This window comes from Aristophania vespae, from assembly GCF_009906835.1.
Classification (GTDB): Bacteria; Pseudomonadota; Alphaproteobacteria; order Acetobacterales; family Acetobacteraceae; genus Aristophania; species Aristophania vespae.
In genome coordinates this window covers 326,700-346,135 of record NZ_CP047652.1, presented here as the reverse complement: position 1 = coordinate 346,135, position 19,436 = coordinate 326,700, and the positions used below count along the sequence as shown (strand labels likewise).

Here is a 19,436-nt window from a genome sequence, read left to right as displayed (position 1 = left end):
GATCAACCTATTATGAATGCTGGTTTTTCTGCCTTATCTCCTCAGGAGTCACATGAACGTATCTCTATGATCCGTTTGGCAAGAACACCTAAAATTGGTCCTATTACATTTAGTCGCTTTTTGGGTGTTTATGGCACTGCAACACGCACTTTAGATGCGCTTATCAGAGACCGGCATGGCTCTTTTGCCAATCTGGCAGTGCCTCCTCAGGCCGAGATTGAAGACGAAATAGCCTTTTTAGAGAAATTAAAGGGCCGCCATGTCTTGCGTTCTGATAAAGATTACCCTCTCTTGCTAACGCATATTCCTGATGCTCCTACGTTGCTTTTTGTGCGGGGAGATATTCAGAAAACGTCACTTACAAGCCTTAGCATTGTTGGGGCCCGTAATGCATCAATTGGAGGTATACGCCTGGCAGAAAGCCTAGCTGCAGAAGCAGCTAATGCTGGAATTTGCATAATTTCAGGCCTGGCACGAGGTATAGATTCTGCTGCTCATAAAGGTGCACTCCATAGCGGGCTAACCGTTGCGGCGCTGGCAGGCGGGTTAGATGTTTGTTATCCCCCTGAAAATGCCAGGCTTCAGGAAGCCATTGCTGAAAGAGGCTGTCTTGTCACAGAACAACCTCCAGGAATAGCCCCACAAGCTTACCATTATGCCCGGCGAAATCGAATTATAGCTGGTATGTCTCTAGGATGCTTGGTTATAGAGGCCGCGCAAGGCTCAGGTACCATGATTACTGCAAAAAACGCTGTAGCTTATAATCGTGCCGTTTTGGCAGCACCGGGATCACCCCTTGATGCACGCTCTAGAGGAAGCAATGATCTTATCCGTCAGGGTGCGATTCTGACTGAAACGATGCAGGATATTCTTTTGGCTCTTCCTGAAGTTTTGCCTCAAAGGGTTCCGGCTCCCTGGACTCGAGACACAATTGGAAATGGTAATTTTTTGAGCACCCCTGGTCCACTCGATCCTGACCAAACCCTCAAAAAAGCGGTTCATCACCCACATGGTGCTTCAAAAACTAAGTCAGCAACCACTGATTTATCATTTTTGGATGAAAAAGATGATTTTTCTGAAGATAGTAAAGAAGATATTCGCAAAAAAATGCTTTCTCTGCTCTCTTTCACGCCAATAGCGGTTGACGATATTATCGCACACTGTCAGTTCTCGATATCAATGGTAATGACAATTATCAGTGAACTTGAGTTAGAAGGTGTGATTGAGTGTCTTCCTGGTGGGCAGGTTGCGCTATTGCCAGATAAGGTAAATTAGATTCTAAGAATGGATGGTGGCGATGACGAGCATTGTGGTGGTCGAGAGCCCGGCAAAAGCCAAAACGATTAATCGATATCTGGGTAGCGAATACACAGTGATCGCCTCTTTTGGTCATGTACGTGACCTTCCGCCCAAAGACGGAAGCGTTTTACCTGACGAAAATTTTGCTATGAAATGGCAAACTGATGAGCGCGGGGCTAAACAAATTGCAACCATTGCTAAGGCCGTTAAAGGCGCAAAAACGCTTATTCTTGCCACTGACCCCGACCGTGAGGGCGAGGCAATTTCATGGCATGTGCGCTCTGCTTTAGAAGAAAAAAATCTTTTAAAAAATGTTGAAGTGCAGCGCGTTACATTCAATGAAATTACAAAATCAGCCATTAACGCTGCCATGGCAGCGCCGCGAACGTTAGATCAGCCTCTTATAGATGCCTATCTTGCACGCCGTGCGCTTGATTATCTTGTTGGATTCACACTCTCACCTGTTTTGTGGCACAAACTGCCCGGTAGTCGCAGTGCTGGGCGCGTGCAATCTGTCGCTTTACGTCTTATTTGCGAACGTGAAGCTGAGATTGAGGTTTTTAAACCACGCGAATATTGGAGCGTTACTGGCACTTTCATCACACCTCAAAATGCAAATTTTGAGGCAAGACTCACGCACCTGGAAGGTAAAAAGCTCGAACAGTTTGATCTTGCAAACCAAGAACAGGCTTTTCATGCACGTGACATAGTCAAAAAAGAGGCGTTCTCAGTTCAAAAGATTGAGCGCAAACGCACAAAACGACACCCTGCTCCTCCTTTTACGACATCTACTTTACAGCAAGAAGCCTCGCGCAAATTAGGAATGAGTGCACAGACAACAATGCGCACAGCTCAACAGCTTTATGAAGGCGTTGAGCTTAATGGCGAAACAGTTGGTCTGATCACTTATATGAGAACCGACGGCGTCACCATGGCCGCTGAAGCCATTAGCGCTATCAGGAATCATATTACCAGCGCATTTGGTGAAGATTACTGCCCCAGCCGCCCTCGTGCCTATGCCACAAAAGCAAAAAATGCTCAGGAAGCGCATGAGGCGATAAGACCAACAGATGTCATAAGATCACCTGAACAGGTCGCACATTTTTTAAATAACGAACAAAAACGCTTATATGAACTGATATGGAAGCGCGCCGTTGCCTCACAAATGCAATCGGCTGAAATAGACCAAACGGCCATAACACTTTCGGACAAAACTGGCAAAACACTGCTACGGGCCACCGGCTCTGTCATTGCTTTTGACGGATTTTTGCATCTTTATCGTGAAAGTTACGACGATCCTAAAAGTGACGATGATAATAGTCGCCTCCTTCCTCCTATGGCCGAAGGTGACGACACTCAGACTAAAGACGTTAAAGCTGAGCAGCATTTTACGCAGCCACCTCCACGCTACTCTGAAGCCTCTCTTGTTAAAAAGATGGAAGATATCGGCATTGGAAGGCCTTCAACATATGCCTCTATTCTTGGTGTTTTAAGAGACAGAAATTACGTCAGGCTCGATAATAAACGCTTTATGCCAGAAGACCGAGGCCGACTTGTCACAGCCTTTCTGACTTCATTTTTTGAGCGTTATGTCGATACGGGCTTTACAGCCTCGCTAGAAGAACAGCTTGATGATATTTCAGGCGGGCGCGCTGACTGGCATGATGTCATGGCCAATTTCTGGCGTGATTTTTCTGATACTGTTGCTCAAACAAAAGATCTTAAAATTTCTGATGTTATAGATGCTCTGGACAAAGATCTTGGCCCACATTTTTTTCCTTCTCACGAAGATGGCGTTGATCCCCGTGCCTGTAAAGCCTGCGGAACTGGCCGCATAGGGCTTAAGCTCGGACGTCATGGAGCATTTCTAGGGTGCTCAAACTACCCAGAATGTAAGTTTACGCGACCCTTAGCTTTGGAAGATGATAGTCAGATCACTCTAAAAGAGGGTATTCGTGTCATCGGCTCAGATCCAGAAACTGAGGAAGAAATTACTGTCCGACGCGGACCTTATGGCCTCTACCTACAAAGGGGAGAAGCCCGTGCCGATGATAAAAAATACAAACCTAAACGAGCTGCTATTCCTAAGAATTTGGATGGCGAAAGCATTACATTAGAACAAGCTATTGGCTTGCTTTCTCTCCCCAGAACCTTAGGAACCCATCCAGAAACGGGTGAAACCATTCAGGCGGGTCTAGGCAGATTTGGGCCCTTTGTAAAAATGGGAAGTATTTACGGCACTCTCGATAAAGATGACGATATTCTTACCGTTGGCCTTAACAGGGCCGTAGATGCTCTTGCCCGTAAATTAGCCTCTATGCGCACACTTGGCCCGCACCCTAAAGATGGTGAAACCGTTATGGTACGCAAGGGAAGATATGGCCCTTATGTCCAACATGGAGCAATAATGGCCACCCTTCCTAAAGACACGAAGATTGAAGATGTGACATTAGAAGAGGCTATTCTGCTTTTGGCTGAAAAAGGAAAGGTCTCGAAAAAGTCAGGGCGTAAAACATCTTCCACCACGAAAAAAACGACAAGCAAAGTTGCTACGACGAAAGCGGAAAAACCTAAAACACCACGAAAAACTGCTACATCTTCTAAAAAGACAACTACAAAAACAACAAAGAAGAAAACAAAAGAAAGTTAAAATAAAGTAAAAAACGAAAAAACCATAATTGAGACTTCTTGAATAGGGCATGATGATTAGATTATGATGCGAAAACGTAACCAGATATAATAGTGGACTAAAGATGAGTCATGAAAAGAAAATCTCTTTATTAAGGAACCCATGTTCCTTTAAGGTGATTTTCTCTCATCTTTTTTTCAGGGTCTCTACCGCGTTTAGTATTATTTTTACTGTCCGCCTTCGCCATCCTGCTGTGATGGGAAGCATAGTTTTAATAGGTAATTTTTCCCTTATATTTCCTGCCAAAGCACAAGCAAATCAGTTCGTATTTGCTCAAAATTCGGTTCAAGGTGACGCTACACAAAACGACTCTACAAAGCCCGGTAGCGGTACCCAAGCTCTGGCAAGCCATGAAATAAATTTATTGCACAACGTGCTTTCTTCGGCCTTCACATTTATGCTGCCGCGCTTACTGACACCTCATTCTGTGCAAGAACTAAGCTTGTGGGGCCTTCATAGCCTTATTGAAACTGACCCCGATTTCTCATTTGTTGAGATAACATCTGATCCTGTATCTGAAGATTCAGCCCCAACGGCCATTCATGAAGAGAAGACGCTTCATAATCTTGTTTTTTTAAAGGGAAATAAACTCCTCGTAGATCAGGCCTTTCCCTCTGAAAATGATATTGAAGGCTGGGTTAATCTTATTTTGTTGGTATACCAAAAAAGCTGGAATGAAGGGGTGGCATTTCAGAAGTTGGGTAAAGATGCCTTTCTCCCGATGTTTTTTACTGAAATGTTCAAACATCTTGACCCTTATTCACGATATCTCCCCTCAGCCAAGGCAAAAGCAGAACGTATACATCGTGAGGGAATTCATTATTCTGCTGGCTTTACACTAGAAAAAACTAAAGGCCTTTATCCCGTTATCGCCAGCGTTAACGCTAACAGCACAGCCTGGGAACAAGGCATTGATATTGGACAAAAATTGCTTGAGGTTAACGGCCGAAAAACAGCTAATGTAGCTTTATCAGAAATTCAAAGCTGGCTCACCTCGTCATCTGAAAGCAATATTTCGATTAAACATACTCTTGCTTCCGGGAAAATCGAAGAACTGGAACTGCCACTCGAACCTCTTCCCCCGAAACTGTTTTTATTGATCATAAAACAAGTGACTATCTTGTCTTACGGGTCAAACAATTTTCCACTCAAACGGCCGATGAAGTTAGTCAATATCTTAGTGATGCTTTATCAACCCTCCCCTCCCATAAAAGCAGGAGAAAAAAACCGCCCCAGTTAAAGGGAGTTATTCTTGATTTAAGAGGTAATAAGGGGGCGTTTTGCAACAGGCAGTCATGACGGCTGCTTTGCTGCTTGACCATGGTGTAGCAGCAACGAATATTGGCCGCTATCCAGCCTCCAACCATGTTTGGGCTGTACAAGGCGGTGATATCACTAACAACAGCCCTCTTGTGATTTTGGTTGATGACCATACAGCAAGCGCCGCCGAGATTTTGGCCGCAACTTTAGCTGATCATCAGCGCGGTGTTGTAATAGGAAGCGTGACCTATGGTAAAGGCCTTATTCAGACCATAGGGCAATTGCCCAATAAAGGCGAAATTTTCATTACATGGAGCCGCAACTTTGGACCTTTGGGTGAACCCATCCAGGATTTGGGAGTCATGCCGCAAATATGTCTTTCAGCTTCTAATGGTCCGAGCCCCTCAGAACAGCTTGCTGCTTTAAAACGAGGATACTCATTGCAATCTTCACTCATCAAAGAGGCCCGGTCTCTCCGCACGGGAGAAGATAGACAAAAAATTATGAAAATAAGACAGAGATGCCCTGCCGTTACTGATGAAACAATTGGTCTTACCACTGCCTTTAATCTTTTGGCATCACCGCGCGCTTATAAAGCTGCCTTACAAAGCGTGCCTAACTTTGTAACTGCGCCCCAAAAAAAGAGCGATCAACTCTAATAATATAACGAAAGACCAATTATGGCTTATGGATTAAAAGCGGGATTATGGGTCAGGGCTACTTTACGGCGCTTTAACCAGAATGGAGATTCAGCCTTAATTGTTAAAAAAGGTGATGAAAATGCAGGGGTAATATTTATTCTCCTGACAGACCAACAGCAACGGTCGGCGATTTTGCAGGAAACTGGTCATGTATGGCGCCGACATAATTTTGAAGCAGACTCAGCACACGCTTATGCTGAAAAAATCGACTCGTTTTTTAAAAAACAAATACGCTTTGATCCAGATTTGTGGATTATCGAAATAAGTGTCAAAAATATAGACCATCCCCTGGAAACTCTGCTAGATACAAGGAAACTTGCTGAATAAAAGGCAAATAAAGAGTCATTAACTCATTTTATATGCTTTGTTTAATGCTCCTTAACAGGTAAATAGATTGCCTTTCCTGACACTTTCGGCGAAAAGAATACGGTCGTTTTGGTTGGAGAGAAATCACATGATACAGCGCGCCACTGTCATGGCCATGTTGGCCCGGAGCTGTCTGGCCACAGGGGTGTCGGTAATGGCCTTTAATGTGGCTCAGGCACAACCTGTTCGTGGTCTATATGTGTCGGGAGCTGGCGGCGCTAGCTTTAACCAGACTCAAACAGTTAATCCTAAAACACGAGTTTTTCCTAAAGGGCGGGATGAATTTGATCCCGGCATTACAGGATTAGGTAGTGTTGGCTGGGGTTTAGATAATGGCTTCCGGGTTGAGCTAGAAGGCAATTACCGTCAAAACCGTTACTCAGGCTTTCACAGTCCTGGACTTTCGTCAAAAGCGAGCGGGCATCAGCAAAAATATGGCATTATGGCCAATGCCTTATTTGATATGGATATAGGCCAGAATTGGATTTATCCTTATTTTGGTGCTGGTATTGGTTATGGCTGGCAAAGCATGGATACCAAACTACGCTCAACAACGAGTGCAGGCAGTTATAGCCAACATGTAACAGGCACAACCGGAAATTTTGCCTATCAAGCCATGATAGGAGCATCTTTGCCTGTGCCCTGGGTCGTGGGTCTCTCCACCACTATGGAATATCGTTTTTATACGATTCTCGCGCCTCATAAGCACCATGCCTACGGCACGGCAAGTCTTGCCTCTGCCGGTGTTGATGGCAGCTATTATGGCAAACGTAACACACGCACTGATTTTAACCATTCCCTGATGCTTGGCCTGCGTTATGAATTTAACCCGGCGCCACCTCCCCCGGCCCCGATTTCAACACCAAGTGCCGCACCTGCACCCTCACCCGCCCGGAGCTATCTCGTCTTCTTCGATTGGGATTCGGCTATGTTAAGCAGTCGCGCCCGTGAAGTCGTTGCTGTTGCAGCGCGCAACTCAACATCGGCTCAACTTACCCACATTGAGGTAAATGGCCACACAGATAATTCGGGCCAAAAAACTACAAAAGGAAGAACTTATAACCAGGCGCTTTCGTTACGACGAGCTAATGCAATTAAATCTGAACTCATTCGCGACGGCGTTGCAGCAGGACTCATATCTGTACAAGGTTTTGGATCTACCAAGCCGCTAGTACACACGGCTCCAAATGCAAAAGAAGCTCAAAACCGCAGGGTTGAAATTATTTTCCACTAGAGCTAGCAAAATACAGGCTGTTGGGCCTTCGAATATTGCTTATTAAAAAACCCCGGAAAGGCATATCTTTCCGGGGTTTTTCTATTTTATCTTCTGCTAAAAAACTAGCTCTTCTTTGCTGAAGAAGTCGCTTTTTTGGTCGTTGTTTTCTTATGAACCGCAGCCTTATGGCGTGTCACCTTACGGCTATGACGCACTGGTGAGGCCTTTTTACCGCTTTTGCCTGCTTTACTCACCGTCTCCTTGCTGACAGGGGCAGGGGCAGCTTTATCACCAGTCTCTTTTTTATCAGCGGTATCTTTAACGCCTACAACTTCGATTTTTGTCTTAACGCTCAAATGGCGTCTTGGCTGCGCATGAGCAGGAATAAGCTCAACACCAAAACTATCTTCACCACTATAAGCTGTGATGGGCTGATAATTTATATAAGTGCGTCCATCATAATTATAGAGAAAAGCTTTTCCATGCTCTGGAGCTGGATCAACCCAAAGGAGACATAACTCCCTCCCCCACTTTTACTAACTGATAGAGCGCATTTCCCTTCGTCACTTCCGACTGTCATTTCAACGCTCATTTTACCATCTTTTGCAGTGGTAAGCGGGCTTAATTTACAAAGGGAAGAGACCTTCTCATATCCAAATGGATCGGGTGGCGATGCAATCTGCCGAGCAATAGGATGATTCGCACAACCAGAGAGCATAAGAAGGGCGGCAAATCCTACCCCCCAACGTGAAACGGAAACTGACAAGGGCACGGTCAACTCCAAAAAAATTGGGAGGATCACTCTAGGGCTCCCCAAGAGACGTAACATTAAGGGTAGTAAGATAAGCTGTATTAAGTAAATTTAGAAAGGCACAAAATGTTTTTTTCTTTCTTTGCCGATGTTTTAACCATCTATCCCATGTTATAGGCTGCATAATTGCTAACGGGAGTCTGCAGATGTCCTCTATGTTCCGTGCACTATCTTTTTCACGCCTTGCAGCCATAATAACTTTGGTGGGGTCTTTCGCAGCGAGCTCGCCGACACAGGCTGCTGTGGCATGTCATCCTCCTAAAGATGTTCATGCTGCGTTTAATGTCGTTGGTTTAAAATCAGAATTGATGGTTACGGCGTTATCCTGCCAAGCTCAGGATCGCTACAACGAGTTCGTGACACATTTTAAGTCCGATCTTAATAATTCTGAAAAACGTCTTGAACGCTATTTTAAAGCAACATATGGGCGCCGTGCACGCCAGCAGCATGATGCTTACATTACTCAACTAGCTGACGTGCAGTCCCTGGGTGGACTTAAATCGGGCACGGTTTTTTGTGATCAACGCGTTCCTATGTTTAATGAAATCAATGCGTTAGATAACGCTGATGATCTTGCACATTATGCCGAGGCAAAAGATATTGTCCAACCATCCTCTTATGAAAGCTGCACAGCACCCCGTGCTAAAAAAACTCGCCGGCATGTTGTCCGCCGGCGGCGCCATAAATAATTAAGTCCCTTTAAAGGTAAGATGTGACCACGTCGTATAACGCTCAAGATATCGAAGTTCTCGAAGGCCTGGAACCAGTTCGCAGGCGTCCGGGTATGTATATAGGCGGCACAGATGATGTAGCTTATCATCATCTTGCTGCTGAGATTATCGATAATGCCATGGATGAAGCCGTGGCAGGTCATGCAACAGTGATTGAGGTCTTTTTAGAAGAATCTCATACACTGATGGTGCGTGATAATGGTCGCGGCATACCGACTGACCCACACCCACGCTTTCCAGAAAAATCAGCCTTAGAGGTGATTTTTACCACCTTACATGCAGGCGGAAAATTTTCTGGAAAATCATATGCGACTTCTGGGGGGTTGCATGGTGTTGGTAGCTCGGTTGTTAATGCCCTTTCGAAGATATTAGAGGTTGAGGTTACACGTAACCGCCGACTCTATAAGCAGGTTTTTGCTCAGGGACTGGTCAAGTCACCCTTGGAAGAAAAAACAGCTTCTAATAATAAAAGCGGCACCCTAGTTCGGTTTACCCCAGACCCGGAAATTTTTGGGAAACAACAATTTTCCCCGTCACGTTTATATCAATTATGCTGTAGTAAGGCAGCGCTCTTTAGAGGCGTAACCATTCGCTGGCGCTGTAACGAAGCTCTCTTAAAGGGTGATAACGCTCCCCCTCTAAAGCGACAATACATTTCCCTAACGGATTAGAAGATGCCCTTCAGGCAGAGCTTGGTGATAAGGCGCTCCTTCTTACCCCCTTATGGTGCGGTATGGCTGAACTCCCAATTGCATCAGATGGGCAATCTGGCGGTAAAGTTGAGTGGGCTATAGCCTTTTTAGAAGACGGACAAAGCGCTTTAATTTCGTACTGTAATACGATTCCAACCCCTCAGGGGGGTACGCATGAGGCGGGCTTGAGAGCAGCCCTTGTTAAAGGTTTTCGTCAATGGGGCGATAATCGTAAAATTCGCCGCTCAACTGCCATTACGGCAGAAGATGTTTTTGGCTGCATCAACGCCAAGCTATCTGTTTTTATTCGTGACCCTCAATTTCAGGGCCAAACAAAAGACCGCCTGACCACACAAGAAGCAACACGTTTAGTCGAAGGTGCCCTCCGCGATAGAATTGATCACTGGCTGGGTGGCAATCCTCAACAAGCAGATGCGCTTGTCTCCTTTCTTGCTGAACGTGCAGAAGAGCGCCTTCGCCGGCGGGAAAAACGCGAAACATCACGAAAAACTGCCACAAGACGACTCCGTCTTCCTGGAAAATTAACAGATTGCAGTCGCACAAATGCGGCTGAAACTGAGCTTTTTTTAGTGGAGGGCGAATCAGCAGGAGGCTCCGCCCGGCAGGCACGCGCCAGAGAAACACAGGCTGTTTTACCTTTAAGAGGTAAAATCCTTAATGTTGCTTCGGCAACACGCGATAAGCTTTTGGCAAATCAGGAGTTACGCGATCTCACCGAGGCCCTTGGTTGTGGAACAGGAAAAGAGTTCAACCACAAAAATTTACGATATGGCCGCATAATCATCATGACAGATGCTGATGTGGATGGCGCCCATATTGCCTCACTTCTCATGACGTTTTTCTACCGCGAAATGCCTGATCTTATTCGACATGGCCATCTTTATTTAGCCCAGCCACCTTTATATAGACTCACTCATGGCAGTAAAACTGTCTATGCCATGGATGATACAGACAAAGACCGACGCCTGAAACGAGACTTTAAGGCAGGAGCCAAAGTCGAAATTTCACGCTTTAAAGGCTTGGGAGAAATGCCCGTTTCTGATCTAAAAGAAACGACAATGGCTCCGCAGCACCGCACTTTGTTGCGGGTGACTATTCCTTCTGAAGATCGTCTTTTGACCAAAGACCGGATTGAAAGCCTTATGGGGCGCAAGCCTGAGTTGCGTTTCCGCTTTATCCAAGATCATGCAAAACATGTTGAAATTTTGGATATTTAAGACTCAAAGGCTGGTTTCTTTAAAAGAAACCAGCCTTCAATATATGCTCTTCAGAATTGTGGATTAGCAGGATCAGGCCCCATACGGCCATCGACACGATCTAATGCATCAATTTTTGCAAGATCTTCTGCTTTGAGCTCGAAATCAAAAAGAGCAATATTTTCTTTCATACGCTCAGCCCTGACTGATTTTGGAATCACAGCAATATCATTTTGCAGGTGCCATCTTAAAATCACCTGAGCAGGGGTTTTATTATATGTCTCTGCAATTTTAACAATTGTAGAGTCAGTTAGAATGGCGCCTTTACCTAAAGGACGCCATGCTTCAGTAACAATTTGATGGCGCTTATGAAATTCGCGCAACTTTCTTTGCTGAAAAAAGGGATGTAGCTCAATCTGATTAATGACTGGAACTTCACCTGTCTCGTCAATAATACGTTCCAAATGTTCCTCTTGGAAATTAGAAACACCGATCGACTTTATTCTTCCTTCTTCACGCAATTTGATAAGGGCTTTCCAGCTCTCTACGTAAAGCCCTTTATCTGCCATGGGCCAGTGAATAAGATAGAGATCAACAACATCACGCTTTAAACGACGGGCACTTTCATCAAATGCTCTTAAAGTGGAGTCGTAACCCTGCTCGTCATTCCAAAGTTTAGTCGTTACGAAAATATCTGGGTGACTTGATAATCCCTCACCCACGCCATCTTCATTTTTATAAAGGCGTGCCGTATCAACGGCCCTATAACCAATTTCTATAGCCGTCTGAACAACCTCAGCCGTTTGATCGGCGGGTGTCTGCCACACACCCAGACCAATCCAGGGCATTGTATGACCGTCGCGCAACTTTATACGGGAGGAAGCTTCCGTCGCTTTATGTATCATCTTGAGCATTTCCTCTATTTAGTTGATTGGCATTTGCCTGACAGCTACTGTGCCATAATAATTATGCTAAAATAACCCAGCCTCTAAAAAAGCCATATTCTTAACTTACTGACAAACCTTCGCAAAAAAAATTTTAAGACGCCTTACTATGAGCCGCTTTTATTTATATACGGATCTTAAGCAGGCAAGTACGCACTGATTTGATACTCTAAAAGGGATTCACAGCATGGCACGTGATCTGAACTCTCCTCTTTCTGCTAACGATCAAGAAAAAACATCTCAGATAACCTTTTTTCGTATCAAAACAGCACATGATGCTTATTTGGCTGTAAGATTACAGGATGGGCAGCTTAGCCAGCACCGCAATCCTGAAGAGGACGAAGACTTTGTTCCTCTTATAGCCATTCATATAAATGAACTGCCTCATCAGATATTTTTAACAACAGATCGTCCTGATAAACCACAAATCTGGGTCCATCACTATACCAATCGTGGCACGGTTCTCTCTGTTAATATGAAACATTCTGGGCCCGAAAATGCCCACATTGCGTTTGAAGATCCCCTCACCTTAGGGAAGCACTTTACCACCAGGCCTTTTGCTGAGAATGAAGTATCAAATCACGTTGTAGGTGACTGCCACCATATATTAGGCTGGGAAGAATTTTCTCCTGAAGCCGTCGATGTATCTCCACGCCTTTTAGAAGAAGCTGGTCACATCGCTGCTTTATTTTCATATAATGTCAAAGCAAGTAAAATTGTTGATTTTATCAAACACTATAAAGGGACTGATCTCCAGCCTGTATTAGATAGTCTTTTGCCATTCATCCACTGGGATGAATTACATAATTTAAGTTCAATTTTTTCCAAAGATAAGGCTCTTTTACAAAAACTACAAAAAGTTAGCAGCCCCAACATTTGGTTAAACAAAGCTATACCAAATATTATTGCATGGCATGCAAAACGCCAAAATGATAAAATGCAATCTATAGCTTTACCTAAAAAAATACTAAGCCCTGTCGAAGAATGTAAATTCGCGTGGTCTGGGAGTGATGGCGCATTTGCAGGGTTTTTTCATGCTATCGCTCATCTTACCCGCCGTGCTATCAAACCCCGTAGAAAAATATGTATTCTCACAACGCAACGCAATGAAGGCATTTATCTATTAGAATGGATTGCCTATCATCGTGCATTGGGCATAGAGCATTTTTTTATATATAGTAACAACAATGCAGATAAATCTGATCTGATTTTAGAAGAGCTATCTAAAAAAGGCATTATAACCTGGATTAAAAATGAGGTTGATGAAAAAACGAGCCCTCAGTTTAAAGCCTATGGTCACGCCTTTACTACTTTGCCTGATATATTAAATTTCGAGTGGTGTTTTGTTCTTGATGGAGATGAATTTGTAACTCTCGATCCAGAACTATTTCCCACCATTACAGATTATTTGAATTTGATAGAAAGAAAAGAGACAGACGCTGTCGCTATAAACTGGCGCTTTATTGCTTCTTCTCTTAACGTTGATGGTCTATCAGACCTTGCTCAACCCCTCACAGATCGAAATCAACGTATTGTCAGTAGTGGTGCAATTGGAGAAGGATGGCGCTTAGTTAAGTCTCTGTGCCGCCCCAATAAGACACTTCATTCTCGTCCGCACCATCCTGTCTGGTATAAATCGGCATCATATAATTTCCGGCTTAGTAATGGTGAACAGCACGAATTTTTGCAACCTCCTCCAGGCTTTCCAAGAGATCCTGCTTTTGCTGATCACTGCTTTTTTGATAAAATCTATATTTCGCACTTTTATTTCAAATCCATGGCTGAATGGACCTGGAAACATGCCCGTAATAGTGGTGCCGATCCAACAAAGAAAATGGATTCAAGCCGCTATAACAACCAATGGGCCAATGCCTTCGGTTTGCAAATGAGAGACGCACAATATGAGCATAATAAATGGGTTTTAGATCGTGCTACGCAAACCCATAAAGAGCTTGCTGCATTAAGAGCAATGCCCTCATTACGCAAAGCAGAAAATCAAGTGCGTCAGGTTGTGGAATCTTTGCTCTACGAACTCAGGCCCCAGATCAAAAAAGAAAACATAGTTGATAAAATTGACCCTCAATGGCACTTTATTTTACAGGACCTGGAACTTGAGCTCAGAGGCCATATTCCGCAGCATTCAGAAGAATGAGATTGGCTTTCTAATCATGAGTTGGTTTTATTTAGTTATGAGCGGACTGTTAGAAATTGGCTTCACAACGTGTTTGCGCTTTGTAAAGTCTTGGCTTGATATTGGCTGGGCTATCGGCGTTGTGTTTTTTCTGGCAGCCAGTATTGCGTGCTTTCAGCTCGCGACCCGTACCATCCCCCTCGGTACGGGTTACGCGATTTGGACCGCCCTGGGCACGGTAGGCACCGTTCTGTTTGGCGTTTTATTTTTTCAAGAACCTATTTCTTTACTCCGCTTTGGTTTTATTACCGGCATACTTTTTTGCGTTATAGGTTTAAAAGTAACAGGGGGTTAGGTCTTTAAGCAGCTGAACGTTCTAAACGTAAAGCTCCTGCTTTATGATACGCCATGCGACCAGTTGTGAGACAGGCTATCTCATAATGAGGGTCGTCCTGTGTCGCATTATGCCTAGAGCGGTTTAGCCAAAAAGGCATTTCGTGAATATCTACGATTTTACCAACAAGGATACCCGCTTCGGAAACCCAGGAAACGATGTCGCCAATTTGAAATTTTGAAGAGGTCATAAGGATTTCTTTAAATCTGTGACTTTAAAAAACTGATGCTCCTTCAACGCAGAAAACCATCTTAAATGCTGCGCTCTAAGCAAAACATCTTCAAGTATTCTTGAATAAGTGTTTGAATTTATCAAGAAAAAAATTAATTTTAGGTTAAAAAAACGTTAATTTAGTAAAAAAACCAAAAAAAATTATTTTTTATATTGTAAAGAAAAGAAAAATAAAGACTAAAATTTTAAATACTTATCTTTAAAAATTCTTTACTAATTATTATGTGCGCTTTCTTCTATAATATAAAGATAAATTATAAAAGAAAGTGCACATAATAAGGCAAACTATTCCATATTTTTAACACAATTGTTAGGTAATTTTCTCACGAAATGTTTAACTGCGGATTGTGGACAACAGAATCGCAGCAACATTTTTGGCATAAACCCTCTCTCAATGAGCCAGGCATCTAAAGAGAACTGCCCCGCACCTGTGAAGAAGAGTGACCCATAAAAAACAATTAGGAGTGCTATATACTCCCAGCCTCCACCAACCCAGCTATAACCGTGCATCCACTCACCGCCAAAGCCAACTGTGGCAACCAAGAAATAAATGATCCCGCCCATTGCAGAAAGGCGTGTCAAAAAGCCGCATCCAACGCCAAAGGCAAGAGCGAATTCTATAACTCCCCCTGATATAACTGCAATTCCTGGCATAGGAGTGCCTAAAACAGTGAAAATATGTACTAAATTTTCATAAGACACTTGGCCAGCAAAAACTTTTTCTGTGGCGTGGCCAATCTCATTCATACCAAAATAGATACGTGTTACGGCAAGCTGCCACATAAGAGCTTCTATAAAGCCAAATATGCCGTTTTTCTTCCAGTGGCAGATAACAATTTCTACAAATTGCATGATCATTACTAAAAATGTAACAAAACATACCTGCTCTAAAAGAGTCACATCATTCATTGCGGCCACACGCCATGCCGTTACAAAACATAGCATTGATATAAGATATCCTGGCCGGAGGGCGCGCGACATGATAAAGCCATTAAAAAAAAGGGCTACAAACATGAGAGCACTGGCTGTCCATTTCGACCAATCCGGCAATGCCCCTCTACGCCACTCCATATAGTGACACAAAAACAAATGGCGATTAACGCAGAACTATATATTGATTTAACAAACCTAAGCCGCTCATACTCTTCAGCGTTGGACATGTCTTATTTATCCTAAAGATATGGATTGAGTTAGAAATTTTACTCTACCAAATATTATAATAATCTAACTTTATACGTTAAAGTAACAAATTGTTGATTTGATGTTGAAAATTCATAAAAATAAATAAATAAACTGTAATAATTATTTACTATATTCTTAGGTCATTTGTTAATACAGTTACAAATTTAATTATACTTAAAATGTAATTAATAAAATTTGGTTAAATAAATTTAACGATTCTTGTAAGTTTAATTAATCACTAAAATTTTCTTTCTTCTATCCCTACTATTAACAGCACTTTGTTACTATAATCATGCCGTAAATAGATGGTGGCTATATATGAGTTCCATATATCTACGACATTTATAGTGATCTTTTAAAAGAAGCTGTTTACCGCATGTCCTTTCGCCTTTTCACATCTCAGACGACCAGCCTGCAAATGCCAAATTTCTGGCAAAAGGCCCTGCACCCTATCTCCGATTCTTTTAGTTACATAAAGTTTTTATATCCAAGAAACTCAACAGATATTGAAGCTGAGGCCTATGCCAAAGCTTTGGCAAAGAATTTAAGACATCACCGTGTCGGTGGTAAATTCTGGCTTCCCGACATAAATCTGAATAATCGGGCACATTTAGTACTTCTTCCACCTAGCTTAAAAAAAGCACGCTTATTTTGGGAAAAGACACATAATTCTCACCCCGTTCCTCTTTGTGAATGGCGTGTCCTTTTTCCCGCCCGCAAACACATAAAAAATCCTCGTAAGTGGAATGAATTTGCACAGGAACTTAGCCAGACCGACATAGATGTAATTAAAAACCCCATAAACCCACATGCACTTTTAGAAGCAAGCGAAGAGATATGGTGCACTAAAATTAATGAACTCGCCATTTTGGCAAATATATGGGAACGCCCTGTTCATCTTTTAAAGAAAAATAATTTTAATATTGTTCCACCCACTTCGCTTTATGCCCTTTTAGGGGCTGAAAAGCTCTTTCAACGTCCACATGAAAACAGACCCATTTCTGCATTAGACGCAGTAGAAACCCTTATCCTTGCAAAAGAGAGACTTAACTTTAACGACCAAATTTCTTGCTGTTTGGGCATGTCTTGGTGGAAACGTCGTCGTATTGCAGAATTTTTTCGCCATAGAGATGGAAAGCCTCCCCGCTTTTTCAACCGCAAAAAAACAGCCTTACGATACGCTAAACATCAGGGAGGAGCACTAGCTGTTTGGGCTAGCAAACTCACTGCAACTTTAGAAAAAGAAGCTTCCTTAGCTGGTGTAAAATTATTACGCGTTGAAGATGGGTTTATTCGTTCACTAGGATTAGGAAGCGGGTTTTTACCACCTTGTTCTATTATTGTTGATAGTCGCGGACAATATGTTGATCCATCACGTCCGAGCGACCTTGAGCATCTTTTGGCCACTACCCAGGTAAGCCCCGCTTTGCATAAACGTGCTCAAACTTTAATGAGCAAACTTATTGATAAGCATATTTCAAAATATGCAGCAGGACATTTGCAGCATAACTCCTTTACTCGACCTGAAAATAAAGTGGTTATTTTAGTACCAGGTCAGGTTGCCGGTGATCTCTCTGTAAAATTGGGAGGTGGACGCATTACAGATAATTTTGCGCTCCTTAAAGAAGTTCGACAGCATAATCCTAATGCCTATATTATTTATCGACCACATCCTGATGTAGAAGCAGGACATCGCCCCGGTGCCATCCCCGACAAATCTGTTCTAAACTATGCCGACCTCGTACATCGTGGAGGTAGCATGAGTGTGCTGTTAGAAAATATTGATGAAGTGCATACACTGACATCACTTACAGGATTTGAAGCTCTGTTACGTGGCCGAAAAGTGACGACATACGGCGCTCCATTCTATGCTGGCTGGGGCTTGACTACGCATTTCGGACCTGACCTCCCACGTAGAGGACGCACTTTAAGCCTGGCAGAACTTGTGGCCATCACGCTTATCCTCTACCCCCTCTATGCCGAGCCTAGATCAGGCCTACCTTGTTCTCCCGAACAACTCATTGACTATCTTGGTAATCCTACATTATGGCGACCAAGCTTCGTTATGCGTTTGCGATATGCTCAAGGACGTCTGCGACGATGTATTACCCAATATATATCGTCTCAAGCTATCCCTGCATTTTTAAATCTGTTCCAGAGGAAGAACCATAGTCGTGACTAATATGACTTCGAACGTGACTGGTCATAAAATCTCTATGACAGAACCAGAAAACGAGTCCCTTACTGACTCTAGCCGCGAAGCTTTATTTGAAGATCCGCGCCTACAGGCAGATAGCATCGACTTTAAAGAAGACCCCCCTGCAGAACATAGGCGTTTTTTGCTGCTGCAAGGATTAATGGGACCCTTTTTTCAAAGCCTCGGAAAAGCATTACGAAAACGCAAGCACAAAGTATGGAAAATTAACTTTAATGGTGGCGATGAGCTTTTTTGGCGCCTGCCAGGTGGCATAGCTTTTCGTGGACAATATGGCACCTGGCCTGGATTTTTGGGCCATACACTGCAAAAACATAAAATTACCGATGTCATATTATTCGGTGATTGTAGGGAATTACACAGCCAGGCCATACTTATATGCCGTGATATGGGCGTAACAGTACATGTCTTTGAAGAAGGCTATATCCGCCCTGACTGGGTTACCCTTGAGCGTGGGGGTGTCAATGGTTATTCCACTTTGCCTAAAGACCCGGAATGGTATCGTAATCAAGCCGCCCGCCTTCCCCTGGCACCACCACATAACCCAGTTCCTTCATCTTTTCGACGCCGTGCCTTAGAGGGCATTGCCTATAATAGTGCAACGATTTTACTCAAATGGCGCTTTCCTCATTGGACAGACTACCGTCCCTGGCCTCCTTTGGTAGAAGGCGTGGGCTGGCTGCGCCGTTTAATGCGCCGTAAAAAGGCCGAACGTCGCAGTGCAGCCTTAATGAGATGGCTGGCTCCCTCTTCGGCACGAAAAAGCGCTAAGCCTTATATGCTTCTTCCTCTACAATTAGATGCAGATGCGCAATTGCGCCTTCATTCGTCATTTTCAGGCATGGCAGAAGTTATTGTGAAGGTTATTACCTCTTTTGCAAATCATGCCCCTCTCGAGCAACGACTTGTGATTAAAGAACACCCCCTCGATAATGGTGTGCAAAACTGGAAAAAGATCATTGACCGCTTAGCCAAAGCCCACGGTGTTTCTAACCGAATTGATTATATGGAAGCCGGAGATATTGCCCAGGTTGTAAAATACGCCCAGGGTGTCATTACAGTTAATAGCACCACCGGTACGCTTGCCCTGGCGTGTGGCGTGCCTGTTATTACGTTAGGTCAAGCTGTATATGATATAGCTGATATTACCAATCAGGGTAAGCTTAATGATTTTTGGAAAAATCCGGGCAAACCTGATGAATTGACATTTGCCGCCTATAGACGCGTGCTCATTGAGCAATGCCTTATCCCTGGCGGATTCTTCTCGGAAGAGGGTGTCGAAAAACTCACACGAAGCGCCATTGCTCGTATCGAAAAAACGCCCTTTAAACCATATTTAGAGAAAAACTAAGTTGGC

At 43.5% G+C, this 19,436-nt stretch carries 16 protein-coding genes and 1 pseudogene; 12 read left to right on the top strand and 5 right to left on the bottom strand.

Annotation, left to right across the window (positions count from 1 at the left end; translation table 11 throughout):
- Positions 1-12: 12 nt before the first annotated feature.
- From dprA to GT348_RS01575, 6 genes are all read left to right on the top strand, one after another.
- Positions 13-1,275, top strand: coding sequence for a DNA-processing protein DprA (gene dprA, locus GT348_RS01600; RefSeq protein ID WP_160618233.1), 1,263 nt, complete (start codon positions 13-15; stop codon positions 1,273-1,275).
- 22 nt (positions 1,276-1,297) lie between these two features.
- On the top strand, positions 1,298-3,949 hold the full coding sequence (topA, locus tag GT348_RS01595; RefSeq protein ID WP_160618232.1) for a type I DNA topoisomerase: 2,652 nt from the start codon (positions 1,298-1,300) through the stop codon (positions 3,947-3,949).
- Positions 3,950-4,184: 235 nt separating this feature from the next.
- Positions 4,185-5,228 carry a PDZ domain-containing protein gene (locus GT348_RS01590; RefSeq protein ID WP_236646590.1) on the top strand — a complete coding sequence of 348 codons (1,044 nt, stop codon included), beginning with the start codon at positions 4,185-4,187 and terminating at the stop codon, positions 5,226-5,228.
- A gap of 40 nt (positions 5,229-5,268) precedes the next feature.
- Positions 5,269-5,907, top strand: a complete 639-nt coding sequence (locus tag GT348_RS01585; protein ID WP_160618230.1) for a S41 family peptidase — start codon at positions 5,269-5,271, stop codon at positions 5,905-5,907.
- A 21-nt stretch (positions 5,908-5,928) separates the two neighbouring features.
- Complete coding sequence (locus GT348_RS01580) at positions 5,929-6,276, top strand: DUF1491 family protein (protein ID WP_160618229.1); 348 nt, start codon at positions 5,929-5,931, stop codon at positions 6,274-6,276.
- Positions 6,277-6,403: 127 nt separating this feature from the next.
- Positions 6,404-7,549 carry an OmpA family protein gene (locus GT348_RS01575; protein WP_160618228.1) on the top strand — a complete coding sequence of 382 codons (1,146 nt, stop codon included), beginning with the start codon at positions 6,404-6,406 and terminating at the stop codon, positions 7,547-7,549.
- 104 nt (positions 7,550-7,653) lie between these two features.
- Here the strand turns inward: GT348_RS01575 and GT348_RS01570 are convergent, their stop codons facing one another.
- Together GT348_RS01570 and GT348_RS01565 are read right to left on the bottom strand one after the other, a co-directional pair.
- Positions 7,654-7,887, bottom strand: coding sequence for a hypothetical protein (locus GT348_RS01570; protein ID WP_160618227.1), 234 nt, complete (start codon positions 7,885-7,887; stop codon positions 7,654-7,656).
- 83 nt (positions 7,888-7,970) lie between these two features.
- Entirely contained in the window at positions 7,971-8,333 is a 363-nt protein-coding gene (locus GT348_RS01565; RefSeq protein ID WP_160618226.1) for a hypothetical protein, read from the bottom strand.
- Between the two features lie 155 nt (positions 8,334-8,488).
- Between GT348_RS01565 and GT348_RS01560 the strand changes: the two genes are divergently transcribed.
- Both GT348_RS01560 and parE read left to right on the top strand, forming a co-directional pair.
- Positions 8,489-9,031 (top strand): hypothetical protein, encoded by a 543-nt coding sequence (locus GT348_RS01560; RefSeq protein ID WP_160618225.1) that lies wholly within the window; start codon positions 8,489-8,491, stop codon positions 9,029-9,031.
- Positions 9,032-9,054: 23 nt separating this feature from the next.
- A pseudogene (gene parE, locus GT348_RS01555) lies at positions 9,055-11,003 on the top strand (DNA topoisomerase IV subunit B).
- A 50-nt stretch (positions 11,004-11,053) separates the two neighbouring features.
- Here the strand turns inward: parE and GT348_RS01550 are convergent.
- Entirely contained in the window at positions 11,054-11,887 is an 834-nt protein-coding gene (locus GT348_RS01550; protein ID WP_160618224.1) for an aldo/keto reductase, read from the bottom strand.
- A gap of 226 nt (positions 11,888-12,113) precedes the next feature.
- On the opposite strand from GT348_RS01550, the gene GT348_RS01545 reads away from it, so the two are divergent.
- Together GT348_RS01545 and GT348_RS01540 are read left to right on the top strand one after the other, a co-directional pair.
- Positions 12,114-14,078 carry a glycosyltransferase family 2 protein gene (locus GT348_RS01545; RefSeq protein ID WP_160618223.1) on the top strand — a complete coding sequence of 655 codons (1,965 nt, stop codon included), beginning with the start codon at positions 12,114-12,116 and terminating at the stop codon, positions 14,076-14,078.
- A 16-nt stretch (positions 14,079-14,094) separates the two neighbouring features.
- On the top strand, positions 14,095-14,412 hold the full coding sequence (locus GT348_RS01540; protein ID WP_160618222.1) for a DMT family transporter: 318 nt from the start codon (positions 14,095-14,097) through the stop codon (positions 14,410-14,412).
- A gap of 4 nt (positions 14,413-14,416) precedes the next feature.
- On the opposite strand, the gene GT348_RS01535 is transcribed toward GT348_RS01540, so the two are convergent.
- Complete coding sequence (locus tag GT348_RS01535) at positions 14,417-14,641, bottom strand: hypervirulence associated TUDOR domain-containing protein (protein WP_160618221.1); 225 nt, start codon at positions 14,639-14,641, stop codon at positions 14,417-14,419.
- Positions 14,642-14,967: 326 nt separating this feature from the next.
- On the bottom strand, positions 14,968-15,753 hold the full coding sequence (locus GT348_RS01530; RefSeq protein ID WP_160618220.1) for a DoxX family protein: 786 nt from the start codon (positions 15,751-15,753) through the stop codon (positions 14,968-14,970).
- A 487-nt stretch (positions 15,754-16,240) separates the two neighbouring features.
- Between GT348_RS01530 and GT348_RS01525 the strand changes: the two genes are divergently transcribed.
- Positions 16,241-18,046, top strand: coding sequence for a capsular polysaccharide export protein, LipB/KpsS family (locus GT348_RS01525; protein WP_160618219.1), 1,806 nt, complete (start codon positions 16,241-16,243; stop codon positions 18,044-18,046).
- Positions 18,047-18,221: 175 nt separating this feature from the next.
- Positions 18,222-19,430, top strand: a complete 1,209-nt coding sequence (locus GT348_RS01520) for a capsule biosynthesis protein (protein WP_236646589.1) — start codon at positions 18,222-18,224, stop codon at positions 19,428-19,430.
- Positions 19,431-19,436: the final 6 nt, after the last annotated feature.

Bases quoted from the DNA above. Each gene is read 5' to 3' on its own strand.
- dprA (WP_160618233.1), top strand. From the start codon at position 13: ATGAATGCTGGTTTTTCTGCCTTATCTCCTCAGGAGTCACATGAACGT.
- topA (WP_160618232.1), top strand. From the start codon at position 1,298: ATGACGAGCATTGTGGTGGTCGAGAGCCCGGCAAAAGCCAAAACGATT.
- GT348_RS01590 (WP_236646590.1), top strand. From the start codon at position 4,185: ATGGGAAGCATAGTTTTAATAGGTAATTTTTCCCTTATATTTCCTGCC.
- GT348_RS01580 (WP_160618229.1), top strand. From the start codon at position 5,929: ATGGCTTATGGATTAAAAGCGGGATTATGGGTCAGGGCTACTTTACGG.
- GT348_RS01575 (WP_160618228.1), top strand. From the start codon at position 6,404: ATGATACAGCGCGCCACTGTCATGGCCATGTTGGCCCGGAGCTGTCTG.
- GT348_RS01560 (WP_160618225.1), top strand. From the start codon at position 8,489: ATGTCCTCTATGTTCCGTGCACTATCTTTTTCACGCCTTGCAGCCATA.
- GT348_RS01550 (WP_160618224.1), bottom strand. From the start codon at position 11,887: ATGATACATAAAGCGACGGAAGCTTCCTCCCGTATAAAGTTGCGCGAC.
- GT348_RS01545 (WP_160618223.1), top strand. From the start codon at position 12,114: ATGGCACGTGATCTGAACTCTCCTCTTTCTGCTAACGATCAAGAAAAA.
- GT348_RS01540 (WP_160618222.1), top strand. From the start codon at position 14,095: ATGAGTTGGTTTTATTTAGTTATGAGCGGACTGTTAGAAATTGGCTTC.
- GT348_RS01535 (WP_160618221.1), bottom strand. From the start codon at position 14,641: ATGACCTCTTCAAAATTTCAAATTGGCGACATCGTTTCCTGGGTTTCC.
- GT348_RS01530 (WP_160618220.1), bottom strand. From the start codon at position 15,753: ATGGAGTGGCGTAGAGGGGCATTGCCGGATTGGTCGAAATGGACAGCC.
- GT348_RS01525 (WP_160618219.1), top strand. From the start codon at position 16,241: ATGTCCTTTCGCCTTTTCACATCTCAGACGACCAGCCTGCAAATGCCA.
- GT348_RS01520 (WP_236646589.1), top strand. From the start codon at position 18,222: ATGGGACCCTTTTTTCAAAGCCTCGGAAAAGCATTACGAAAACGCAAG.